Raw genomic sequence first — 12202 nt, forward strand, 5'->3', positions numbered from 1 at the left:
GGAGCTGCATCATGATTGTTCGTCCGGTTCAAGTCACCGACCTGCCCGCCCTGGTGGCGCTGGTGCAACAGGCCGGCCCCGGGTTTACCACCCTGCCAGCCAGCGAGGAACGCCTGGGCCACCGTGTGCGCTGGGCGCAACGGACCTTCGCCGAACAGGTCGAGCGCGCCGACGCCGATTACCTGTTCGTGCTCGAAGACGACGATCAGCGCGTGGTCGGGGTCAGTGCCCTGACCGGTGCCGTCGGCATGCGCGAGCCCTGGTACAACTACCGGGTCGGGTTGACCGTCAGTTCATCGCCGGACCTGGGCATCCAGAAACAGATCCCGACCTTGTTCCTGAACAACGAAATGACCGGCCAATCGGAACTCTGTTCACTGTTCCTGCATCCCGATCAACGCCAGGGCAACAACGGGCGGTTGTTGTCCCTGGGGCGGCTTTTGTTCGTGGCCGAGTTCCAGCAGTTGTTCGGCGACAAACTGATTGCCGAACTGCGCGGCACTGCCGATGAACAAGGCCGCTCGCCGTTTTGGGACAGCCTCGGCCGGCACTTTTTCAAAACCGATTTCCGCCACGCCGATCACTTGTCGGGGCTGGGCAACAAATCGTTCATCGCCGAACTGATGCCGCGCCAACCCCTGTACACCTGCCTGCTCACCGAGCAGGCCCAGGCCGTGATCGGCAAGGCGCACCCGAACACCGAGCCGGCGCTGAAAATCCTCAATGCCGAAGGCTTTGCCCACCGGGACTACATCGACATTTTCGATGGCGGGCCGGTGATCGAAGCCCAGGTCGCGAAAATACGTACGGTACGCGACAGTCAGCCGCTGGTGCTGGGCATCGGCACCCCGGACGAACAGGCGCCGGTGTGGCTGATCCACAACCGGCGCATGGAAAACTGCCGCATCACCGCCGCCAAGGCGCGGCTGGTGGGCAACAGCCTGATCGTCGACCGCCTCACCGCCAAACGCCTGCAACTGCAACCGGGGAACTCGGTGCGGGCGGTGCGGTTGCTGGATCAGGCGCAGCAGGCGGTGGCGGCTTGAGCGGATCTTGAGACCTCCCCACACCCTGTGGCGAGGGGGCTCGCCCCCGTTGGGCTGCGTAGCGGCCCCAAAACCTGACACCTCGTACTTCAGTCATATCGCATTTACCGCTTGGCGACTGCTTCGCAGCCGAACGGGGGCAAGCCCCCTCGCCACAAGCAAGCCCCCTCGCCACAGGTTATTCATTTATTTCTTGATTGACTGCATCAGCCCACTGCCATTGGCTGCGGTATCGTTTCACCCGCCTGTAAATTCGTCATCATCCTTACCCCGCCCGCGTGATAGCCTTTTGTTCCTTCGGCGTTGACACTTTTGCTCAAGCCCTTCCATTCCAATGCAGTGGTGGAACTATATGTCCAGGCTTTCCCATCAAGATTTACGCCGTAACTTTCGCCAATTGCTGGCTTCCGACACGTGCTATCACACCGCTTCCGTCTTTGACCCGATGTCGGCGCGGATCGCGGCGGACCTGGGTTTTGAAGTCGGGATTCTCGGTGGCTCCGTCGCCTCGTTGCAGGTACTGGGCGCCCCCGATTTCGCCTTGATCACCCTCAGCGAATTCGCCGAGCAGGCCACCCGTATCGGCCGTGTGGCCCAGCTGCCGGTCATTGCCGACGCCGACCACGGCTACGGCAACGCGCTGAACGTGATGCGCACCATCGTCGAACTGGAACGCGCCGGCATCGCCGCGCTGACCATCGAAGACACCCTGCTGCCGGCGCAATTCGGCCGTAAATCCACGGATTTGATCGGGGTTGCCGAAGGCGTCGGCAAGATTCGCGCGGCACTGGAAGCCCGGGTCGACAAGGAAATGGCGATCATCGCCCGCACCAATGCGGGGATCCTGCCGATCCAGGAAATCATCAGCCGCACCCAGCAATACCAGAACGCCGGGGCCGACGGCATCTGCATGGTCGGCGTGCAGGACTTCGACCAACTGGAAAAAATCGCCGAACACCTGAGCGTGCCGCTGATGCTGGTTACTTACGGCAACCCGGCCCTGCGCGACGACAAACGTCTGGCGGAACTGGGTGTGCGCGTCACCATCGACGGCCACGGCGCGTACTTTGCCGCGATCAAGGCGACCTACGACAGCCTGCGCGAACAACGGCAGATCTTTACCCAGGCCTCGGACTTGAGCGCGACCGAACTGACGCATACCTATACGCAGCCCGAGGACTACATTCGTTGGGCGGAAGAGTTTATGCGCGTTAAGGAATGACCGTGTGAGCAGGCAGGATGCTATCGCGAGCCAGCTCGCGATAGCGCCAGCCGCAACTCCGCTAAACCGTGGCCTTATACCCCTCCTCCCGCTGCAACGCCCGCTTCTGGATCACATTCAGCACAGCGCAGCCTTCACGTGTCAGCAAATGCACCGCCCGGGTAATGCGGCTCAGGTCGCAATCGGTTCGCGGCCAAGCGAATTAAGGTGGCAGCTGTGTGCGGGTTGGCCGACCGGTACCCGAAAGACCCGGCACACCCGAAGATATCCCGCGCACAGCTGCCATAACATGCATGACGCTGTTGCGTTTCAGATAGTCGACCGGCCAAGGTCGTTCGCGGTGTTTTTCCGCGAGCCGAAACTATAGAGGTCGATGCCAAAACGCGGCAATAGGGTACGTTGTAGGAAACGTCTTGGTAAGTTGTGCGCCGCTGAATGATCGTTCCCACGCTCTGCGTGGGAATGCAGCCCGGGACGCTCTGCGTCCCATCCAAAGCCGAACGCGGAGCGTCCGTTGAGGCATTCCCACGCAGAGCGTGGGAACGATCAGTGGCGGCGTGGCTTACCGCTTGGCCAATTCCATAATCATCCGCGACAACAGATAAATCCGCGGCGCCACGCTTTCCACTTCCGCGTATGAATAATCGTTCCCACGCTCTGCGTGGGAATGCAGCCCGGGACGCTCTGCGTCCCATCCAAAGCCGAACGCGGAGCGTCCGTTGAGGCATTCCCACGCGGAGCGTGGGAACGATCAGTGGCGGCGTGGCTTACCGCTTGGCCAATTCCATAATCATCCGCGACAACAGGTAAATCCTAGGCGCCACGCTTTCCACTTCCGCGTATTCCTCCGGCGTATGGATGTTGCCGCCGACTATCCCGAACCCATCCAGCGTCGGCGTGCCGACACCGGCCGACAGACTCGCATCCGCCGCCCCGCCGCTGCCTTCTTCGGATAACTTGCGGCCAATTTCGCCGTAAATGCCTTGGGCCATGGCCATCAGGCGATCCGATTCCGGCGTCTGCGGCATCGGCGGCAGGCCCCGTTGCAGAGTGGTGGTGACTTGGGTGTCCGGGATCAGTTTGTCCTGAGAAACCCGCGCCAAGTCCTTCTCGATCCGGTCGAACTCTTCCGGCACCGCCGCGCGCACGTCGGCCTTGGCGGTGGCCTGGTCCGGGATCACGTTGGTGCGGTCGCCGGCCTTGAGCACGGTGAAGTTGATGGTGGTTTTCTTCGCGTCGTCGCCGAGTTTGCCCAGTTGCAGAATCTGGTGCGCCGCTTCCATCGCGGCGTTACGCCCGAGTTCCGGCGCGACGCCAGCGTGGGCTGCTTTACCCTTCACTTCGACCACGGCGGTGGCGCTGCCTTTGCGCCACACCACCAGGCCATCGGCCGGGCGGCCCGGTTCGAGGTTGAGGGTCACGTCGTGGGCCTTGGCGGTTTTCTTGATCAGGTCGGTGGCGACGTCCGAACCGGTTTCTTCGCTGGCATCGAGCAGGAAGGTGATCTGCGCATAGTCCTTGAAGTCGAGGTTTTTCAGGACTTTCAACGCGTAGATCCCGGCGACGATGCCGCCCTTGTCGTCCATCACGCCCGGCCCGTAGGCGCGGCCGTCCTTGATGTGGAAGGGGCGCTCGGCGGCCGAGCCTTCCTTGAACACGGTGTCCATGTGCGCCATCAGCAGGATTTTCGCCTTGCCGGTGCCTTTGAGGGTCGCGATCACGTGGCTGCTTTTGTCCGGGGTGTTCGGCACCAGTTCGATGCTGAAGCCGAGTTTTTTCAGCTCATCGACGGCAATATCACCCACTTGGGTCAGGCCGGGTTCGTAGCCGGAACCGGTGTCGATATTGACCAGTTTTTCCAGCAGCTTCAGGGCTTCGGCCTTGTATTGCTCGGCGTCGGCGAGCACTTGTTTATGCGGTTCGGCGAGGACGGCGGGGGCAAAAGCGCCGAGGGCGAAGGTCAAGGCGAGGCTGGTGGCCAGCGGGGAGCGAGGGAGTTTGAACGTCATGAATCGATCCTTGTTTCTTGTCGGGGGTAGTCGAACCCTACCGGACAACGGCGCAAGGCTCTATACCGGATGCGACACCTGCGAAACGGTTCACACCGAATCCAGCAACTCATGCCGAGGCTTGCCATCCCCGCAGCAGATCACCCGATTACGTCCGGTAGTCTTCGCCTCATACAGCGCCTGATCCGCATCGTTGAGCCACAACGTGGCATCGGTGTGCGCCGGGTTGAACGCAGCCAGACCGATGCTCAGGCTGACTTTCAGCGCTGGACTTTGCTCATAGCCGAGGGTGGCGAAGCGATCGCGCAAGGCGTCCATCGCGGCGGCCGCGCTGTTCAGGGGCAGGTCCGGGAGGATCACGCAGAACTCGTCACCGCCGTAGCGCCCGGCGACGTCCGCCGCGCGCAGGTTCTGCTTGAGCATTTTGCTCAGCTGGCGCAAGACGATGTCCCCGGCGACGTGGCCGTAGGTGTCGTTGATGGTTTTAAAGTGGTCGATGTCGATCAGCGCAATCGCCCCACCCGGGTTCTGTCGCCGGCAGCGCTGGAATTCGACTTCCAGTTGATCCTTCCAGGCGCCGTGGTTCAGCAGGCCGGTGAGGCTGTCGGTGCGGCTCAGGGCCAGCAATTCACGTTTTTGCCGGCCGAGGGTAATGGCCTGGCGGAAGCAGATCCAGCCCAGCGCCAGCGGGTACAGGCACAACAACGGCAAGCAGGCGTACAGCTGCAACGGACTGGTTTGCGGGATAAACAACGGGGTGAAAAGCACGAGTCCGACGCCGACCCCGAGGATCTGCGCCACGGTCCCGGCCAACAGAAAACGCATGCCGCCGATGGCGACGTTGTTCATCGCCATCATCGAGATGGTGGTAGCGCTGGGCAATGGATTGAACTGCATGGCCACGACCCAGAAGCCGCCGAGAAAGGCGTCCACCAGCAGGTTGCGGTGTTCGGCGTGGTAAGGAAGTGTGGCGCGGCGCGCCCATTGGTAAGCCAGGTGCGGCCAGAGAATGCCGTTGAACAGCATCAGCCCCCAGACCCAGGGCGCCGGGTCGAGCGGGTACATCGCCGCACTCACGCACAACAAACCTAAGGCCAAACCCAGGGTTCGTGACGTGTAGAGCCTCCTGGCCAGTGAAAGTCCCTTTCCTCCCGTTTTTGCCATAGAGGCCTCTACCACTGAACGGAATCTGATCACACCGGGGGTTGCGGGTGTGAACGGAGTCTATCAGGGCAACGGCGAATAGCCATCACCGGCTGGCGGTGAATACCCGGGGCTCTGTAGGAGCGAGGCTTGCCCGCGAAGAACGATAACGCGGTGTATCAGGTGTACCGTGTCATCGTTCTTCGCGAGCAAGCTTTGCTCCTACAGGCGAATGCGGATGACGCGGTGTATCAGATGCACCGCGTTATCGTTCTTCGCGGGCAAGCCTCGCTCCTACAAAAGCGGAAGCATCGACCTACAGATTGGCTATACATGAAGGAAGGGTTTAATAAACAACGACAAAGAGGAGGCCCATGCCAACCTTTCAGGTATTGATCATCGGCAGCGGATTTGGCGGGCAATGCGCGGCGATCAATTTGCTCAAGGCGGGAATCAGCGATTTTCGCTTGCTGGAACGGCGGGACTTTTTCGGCGGCACCTGGTGCCAGAACACCTACCCCGGCGCGGCCGTCGACGTGCCCTCGCCCCTGTATTCGCTGTCCTTCGCGCCTTATCAGTGGACGCAGATGTTCGCCGAACAGGCCGAATTGCATCGCTACACCCAGTACGTGGTGGAGCGTTTCGGCTTGCGCGAAAAAGTCGAGCTAGAGGCCAACGTCGAAGGCATCGAATGGGATGACGCCGGTAAACGCTGGGCGGTCCGCACCGGCAGCAAAGGCACGTTCTACGCGCAGTTCCTGATCAACGCCACCGGGCCGCTGAGCCAACCCGTGGTCCCACACTTCGAAGGCATGGAACGCTTCCAGGGCAAGACCTTTCACACCAACTATTGGGATCATTCCTACGACTACAGGGGTAAACGTGTCGCGGTGGTCGGCAGCGGCGCGAGTGCGGCCCAGGTCATTCCGGCGATTGCCCCGGACGTCGAACACCTGCACGTCTTCCAACGCACCGCCCACTGGGTGCTACCCCGCGCCGATCGCACCTTCGGCCGCTTCCAGCGCTGGCTGCTGGGGCTGAAACCGGCCTACAAACTGCTGCGCTGGACGATCTACTGGTTATTCGAAACCCGAGTGATCGCGTTCAAATACTCCAAACCGGCGATTCATCTGGTTCAGCGACAAGCCCTGCGTTTCCTCAAACGCCAGGTGCCCGACCCCGAGTTGCGGCGCAAATTGACCCCGGATTTCACCATCGGCTGCAAGCGGGTGCTGATCTCCAGCACCTTGTACCCGGCGCTCGCACGGCCCAACGTCACGTTGCACACCCGCGAACAAGGCATCGCCTCCCTCGACGAAACCGGGATCAACACCCTGGACGGCCAGCACATCGACGTCGACCTGATCGTCTGGTCCACCGGCTACGACGCCACCGACGGGGTGATTTCCTACCCGGTCACCGGCAAGAACGGCAAGCGCCTGAAAGACGTCTGGGCGCAATATCCACGGGCGTATCTGGGCACCAGCCTGCCGGACTTCCCCAATCTGTTTATCGTCACCGGCCCCAACACCGGCATCGGTCACACCTCGGCGCTGTTCATCATCGAATCCCAGATGAATTACATCCTCGGCTGCATTCGCGCACTAAAAGAACAGGGCCTGCGCAGCATTGAAGTACGCCCCGAGGCGGAACGTACCTACACTGAAATGATCCACAGGGAAATGGAACGCACGGTGTGGAAGTCCGGTGGCTGCCACAGTTGGTATCAAAGCAAGAGCGGTCATGTGATCGCCATGTTTCCGGGGTTCAGTTTCAGCTATTACCGTTTGACCAAGGCCCTGAAACCCGCCGATCACATACTGTCCTGATCACGTAAAAAGGAAGACGCCTGATGCTTTTGTTGGTTGTCGCAATCGCGGTGTTCGTGGCCTGGAGCTGGTTGAGCTACCCGGCCATCGGCCATTGGCTGTATGACCTGAGCATGGCCCTGGAGGCCAAGCTGTATCGGCTGCACAAGATCGTGGTACCGATCAGCGAAATGACCGTCTCGACCTGGCAAGGCGGGCCGTATGAAGCCTCCAGCGCGGTGTTGATGCTGCACGGCTACAGCGCCGACAAGAACCTCTGGCTGCGCTTTGCCCGGCACTTTGTCGGCGACTACCGGGTGATCATCCCCGACCTCGCCGGCCATGGCGAAACCGGCTTCAAGGCCGGTGGCGGCTACGACATCGGGGTTCAGGCCAAGCGCATGATCCAGCTGCTGGATGTGTGCGGCGTCGAGAAAGTGCATGTGATCGGCAACTCCATGGGCGGCTACATCGCGGCCTGGCTGGCGGCCACTTACCCCGAGCGGATTGCCTCGGTGGCGCTGATCGACCCGGCCGGCGTCACCGCTCCCGAAATCAGTGACCTGGAACGCCACCTGGCCAAGGGGCACAACCCGTTCCTGATCAATTCCAAGGAAGAATTCCAATACTTCTACGCCATGACCATGGCCAACCCGCCGTGGGTCCCGGGTGTGGTGCTGGACGCCGTCGCCCAGCGCTACGAACAAAGCCGCGACGAACTGGCGGAAATCTTCCAGGACTTGCGCGCCAGCCCGCCGATGGAGCCAAAACTCCCCGACATCAAATGCCCGGCGCTGTTGCTCTGGGGGCGCAAGGACCGGTTGATCGACGTCAGCAGCGTCGCGGTGTGGAGCAAAGGCATTGATAACTTGCGAGTGGATATCTGGGAAGGGATTGGCCACATGCCGATGGTCGAGCAACCGATGAGGACGGCGCGGTTGTATCGGGAGTTTCTGGGACCGCAGCGATGAATATTTCTGTGGTGATAAAACCTAATGAAGTGAGCACCGCTTTTGTGGCGAGGGAGCTTGCTCCCGCTGGGCTGCGCAGCAGTCCTCAAACCAGGCACCGCAGTCCTTCAATCAGTATGCGTGTGCCGGGTTGCGACTGCTGCGCAGCCGAGCGGGAGCAAGCTCCCTCGCCACAGGGACCTGTGAAATGAATATTCTGTACGACGAACGCATCGACGGCGCGTTGCCCGATGTCGACAAAGCCGCCCTGCTCAACCGCCTGCACCAGCAAATCCCCGACCTGGACGTGCTCTGGCGCGAGGAAGAACTCAAGCCCTACGAATGCGACGGGCTCTCCGCCTATCGCACCACGCCGATGCTGGTAGCCTTGCCCCGGCGTCTGGAGCACGTGCAAAAACTCCTCGAAATCTGTCACGCCCAACAAGTGCCGGTAGTCGCTCGCGGCGCAGGCACCGGATTGTCTGGCGGCGCCTTGCCCCTGGAAAAAGGCGTGCTGCTGGTGATGGCGCGGCTCAACCAAATTCTGCACATCGACCATGAAGCCCGCACCGCGCGGGTCCAACCCGGCGTGCGCAACCTGGCGATTTCCCAGGCTGCGGCGCCGTTCGGCTTGTATTACGCGCCGGATCCGTCCTCGCAAATCGCCTGCTCCATCGGCGGCAACGTCGCGGAAAATGCCGGCGGCGTGCATTGCCTCAAGTACGGCCTGACCGTGCACAACCTGCTGAAACTCGAAGTGCTGACCATCGAAGGCGAACGCCTGACCCTGGGCTCCGAAGCCCTGGATTCGCCGGGTTTCGATCTGCTGGCGCTGTTCACCGGTTCCGAAGGCTTGCTGGGGATCATCACCGAAGTCACGGTCAAGTTGCTGCCCAAACCCCAGGTCGCCAAGGTCTTGCTGGCCAGTTTCGATTCGGTGGAAAAGGCCGGTCGCGCTGTGGCCGATATCATCGGCGCCGGGATCATCCCCGGAGGCCTGGAAATGATGGACAACCTGGCGATTCGCGCCGCCGAGGACTTTATCCACGCCGGCTACCCGGTGGACGCCGAGGCAATCCTGCTCTGCGAACTGGACGGCGTCGAAGCCGATGTCCACGACGATTGCCAGCGCGTGCGCGAGGTCATGCAACAGGCCGGCGCCAGCGAAGTGCGCCAAGCTAAAGATGAAGCCGAACGCGTGCGCTTCTGGGCCGGGCGCAAAAATGCCTTCCCGGCCATTGGCCGCCTCTCGCCGGATTACTACTGCATGGACGGCACCATCCCCCGCCGCGAATTGCCTGGCGTGCTCGAAGGCATCGCCCGCCTCGGCGCCGAACATGGCTTGCGCGTGGCCAACGTGTTCCATGCTGGCGACGGCAATATGCACCCGTTGATTCTGTTCGACGCCAATCAGCCCGGCGAACTGGCCCGGGCCGAAGCGTTGGGCGGGCAGATTCTGGAGTTGTGCGTGAGGGTCGGCGGCAGCATCACCGGCGAGCACGGCGTGGGTCGGGAGAAAATCAATCAGATGTGCGCGCAGTTCAACAGCGACGAATTGACCCTGTTTCACGCGGTAAAAGCCGCGTTCGACCCGCAGGGCCTGCTCAACCCCGGCAAGAACATCCCAACCCTGCACCGCTGCGCGGAATTCGGTGCGATGCACATTCACGCCGGGCAACTGCCGTTTCCTGAGCTGGAGCGCTTCTGATGGCGGATTTCGATGCCAGCGAGGCGCTGCTGGAACAGGTCAACCAGGCGCGGGCGAACGCCACGCCGCTGCGGATTCAGGGCAGCAACAGCAAGGCGTTTCTCGGCCGCGAGGTGGCCGGGGAAGTGCTCGACACCCGTGTCCATCGCGGCATTGTCAGCTATGACCCGACGGAACTGGTGGTCAGTGTTCGCGCGGGCACTCCATTGACCGAACTGCTGGCGGCGCTCGACGCCAAGGGGCAAATGCTGCCCTGCGAGCCTCCGTCATTCGGTGAAGGCGCCACCGTCGGCGGAATGATCGCTGCGGGGTTGTCCGGGCCCCGGCGGCCATGGTCGGGTTCGGTGCGCGACTTTGTCCTCGGCACCCGCGTCATCACCGGCCTCGGCAAACACCTGCGCTTTGGCGGCGAAGTGATGAAAAACGTCGCCGGCTATGACCTGTCGCGCCTACTGGTGGGCAGTTACGGTTGCCTCGGCGTGCTGACCGAAGTCTCGCTCAAAGTGCTGCCCAAACCCCGGCAATGCCTGAGCATCAGCCTGGAACTCGACAGTGCTCGGGCATTGAGCAAACTCGCCGAATGGGGCCAACAACCTTTGCCGATCAGCGCGGCGAGCCATGATGGTCAGCGCCTGTTTCTGCGGCTGGAGGGTGGCGAAGGCTCGGTGACGGCGGCGCATCAACGGCTGGGCGGTGAGCCGTTGGATTCGGTGTATTGGACTGAACTGAACGAGCAACGACTGGATTTTTTCGATGAAGGCCTGCCGTTGTGGCGGCTGTCTTTGCCCAACAACCTCGGCCCGTTGTCGCTGCCCGGCGAGCAACTGATCGACTGGGCCGGCGCGCAACGCTGGCTAAAATCCGAGGCCGGCAACATCCAGTCACTGGCCCATGAACTGGGCGGTCACGCCACCTGTTTCAGTCACGGCGCCAGCGACACGCCCTTCCAGCCACTGGCCCCGGCGCTGTTGCGCTACCACCGGCAACTCAAGGCGCAACTGGACCCGCAAGGGCTGTTCAATCCTGGCCGGATTTACGCGGAGTTCTAGCATGCAAACCACCCTCAGCGAGCAGTCGCGCAAGCTGCCACGGGCCGCCGAAGCGGAAAAGATCCTGCGCACGTGCGTGCATTGCGGGTTCTGCAACGCCACCTGCCCGACCTATCAATTGCTGGGCGATGAACTGGACGGCCCGCGCGGGCGCATCTACCTGATCAAGCAAGTGCTCGAAGGCGCCCCCGCCACGGCGAAAACCCAATTGCACCTGGACCGTTGCCTGTCGTGCCGCAACTGCGAAACCACCTGCCCGTCCGGCGTGGATTATCACAACCTCTTCGACATTGGCCGGGCCGTGGTCGATCAAGCGGTGCCGCGCCCCGTGGGTCAGCGGTTGCTGCGCGAAGGGTTGCGGGCACTGGCGCCGAATCCGAACCTGTTCAAGTCATTGCTAAAGATCGGCGCGACGTTTCGGCCGTTATTGCCACGGGGTTTTGAAGCCAAGTTGCCCCACGACCTGCCCGCCACCGGCGAGCGCCCTGCCCCGCGGCATGCCCGGCGGGTGTTGATGCTCGAAGGCTGCGTGCAACCCGGTCTGTCGCCCAACACCAATGCCGCGACGGCGCGGGTGCTCGATCGGTTGGGGATCAGCGTGATCCCGGCGCCGGAGGCCGGTTGTTGCGGTGCGCTGGACTATCACCTCGACGCCCAGGCCAAAGGGTTGGACCGCGCCCGACATAACATCGACACCTGGTGGCCGCACATCGAAAACGGCGCCGAAGCGATTGTGCAGACGGCAAGTGGTTGCGGTGCGTTCATCAAGGATTATGGCCATCTGCTGGAACGTGATCCGGCGTATGCCGCCAAGGCTTTGCGGGTCAGTGCGCTGGCGCTGGATCTGGTGCAAGTGCTGGCCGATGAACCTTTGGAACGGGTCTGCGCCGCGACGGATCAGCGAATTGCCTTCCATTGCCCCTGCACCTTGCAGCACGCGCAGAAACTCGGCGGCGCGGTCGAGGCCGTGCTGAGCCGTTTGGGCTTCAACCTCACAACCGTGCCGGACAGTCATTTATGTTGCGGCTCGGCCGGGACTTATTCCCTGACCCAACCGGAACTGGCCCGGCAACTGCGGGACAACAAGCTCAATGCCCTGGAAAGTGGCCATCCGGCACTGATCGTCACCGCCAACGTCGGCTGCCAAAGCCACCTCGCCAGCGCTGGACGCACGCCGGTTCGGCACTGGATCGAATTGGTGGACCAGTCGCTGGGAGAATGAAGTTCGTAGGAATCTTCGTTTGTCGGCGTGGCAGAAGGCTGCGAT

At 62.1% G+C, this 12202-nt stretch carries 9 protein-coding genes; 7 read left to right on the forward strand and 2 right to left on the reverse strand.

Annotation, left to right across the window (positions count from 1 at the left end; all coding sequences use genetic code 11):
* Positions 1–11 precede the first annotated feature (11 nt).
* Positions 12–1046, forward strand: coding sequence for an arginine N-succinyltransferase (gene astA / locus FQ192_RS10915; protein WP_149658635.1), 1035 nt, complete (start codon positions 12–14; stop codon positions 1044–1046).
* A gap of 352 nt (positions 1047–1398) precedes the next feature.
* Positions 1399–2268, forward strand: coding sequence for an oxaloacetate decarboxylase (locus FQ192_RS10920; RefSeq protein ID WP_123513478.1), 870 nt, complete (start codon positions 1399–1401; stop codon positions 2266–2268).
* Positions 2269–3035: 767 nt separating this feature from the next.
* On the opposite strand, the gene FQ192_RS10925 is transcribed toward FQ192_RS10920, so the two are convergent.
* Together FQ192_RS10925 and FQ192_RS10930 are read right to left on the reverse strand one after the other, a co-directional pair.
* Complete coding sequence (locus tag FQ192_RS10925; RefSeq protein WP_149658636.1) at positions 3036–4277, reverse strand: M20/M25/M40 family metallo-hydrolase; 1242 nt, start codon at positions 4275–4277, stop codon at positions 3036–3038.
* A 90-nt stretch (positions 4278–4367) separates the two neighbouring features.
* Positions 4368–5441: a diguanylate cyclase gene (locus FQ192_RS10930; protein WP_149658637.1), complete on the reverse strand. Its 1074-nt coding sequence runs from the start codon at positions 5439–5441 to the stop codon at positions 4368–4370.
* A 353-nt stretch (positions 5442–5794) separates the two neighbouring features.
* Here FQ192_RS10930 and FQ192_RS10940 point away from each other — a divergent pair, with 353 nt between their 5' ends.
* From FQ192_RS10940 to glcF, 5 genes are all read left to right on the forward strand, one after another.
* Positions 5795–7249: an NAD(P)/FAD-dependent oxidoreductase gene (locus FQ192_RS10940; protein WP_149658639.1), complete on the forward strand. Its 1455-nt coding sequence runs from the start codon at positions 5795–5797 to the stop codon at positions 7247–7249.
* Positions 7250–7272: 23 nt separating this feature from the next.
* A complete protein-coding gene (locus tag FQ192_RS10945; protein ID WP_149658640.1) occupies positions 7273–8199 on the forward strand; it encodes an alpha/beta fold hydrolase in 927 nt (308 codons plus the stop codon).
* Between the two features lie 187 nt (positions 8200–8386).
* Entirely contained in the window at positions 8387–9886 is a 1500-nt protein-coding gene (glcD, locus tag FQ192_RS10950) for a glycolate oxidase subunit GlcD (protein ID WP_149658641.1), read from the forward strand.
* Positions 9886–10935, forward strand: a complete 1050-nt coding sequence (glcE, locus tag FQ192_RS10955) for a glycolate oxidase subunit GlcE (RefSeq protein ID WP_149658642.1) — start codon at positions 9886–9888, stop codon at positions 10933–10935. Before glcD ends, glcE begins: the two co-directional genes overlap by 1 nt.
* A gap of 1 nt (position 10936) precedes the next feature.
* The gene (gene glcF, locus FQ192_RS10960; RefSeq protein ID WP_149658643.1) at positions 10937–12157 is read left to right on the forward strand and encodes a glycolate oxidase subunit GlcF; all 1221 of its coding nucleotides are present in this window, start codon (positions 10937–10939) and stop codon (positions 12155–12157) included.
* Positions 12158–12202 lie beyond the last annotated feature (45 nt).

The sequence above is a fragment of the Pseudomonas sp. ANT_J12 genome, from assembly GCF_008370045.1.
GTDB lineage: Bacteria > Pseudomonadota > Gammaproteobacteria > Pseudomonadales > Pseudomonadaceae > Aquipseudomonas.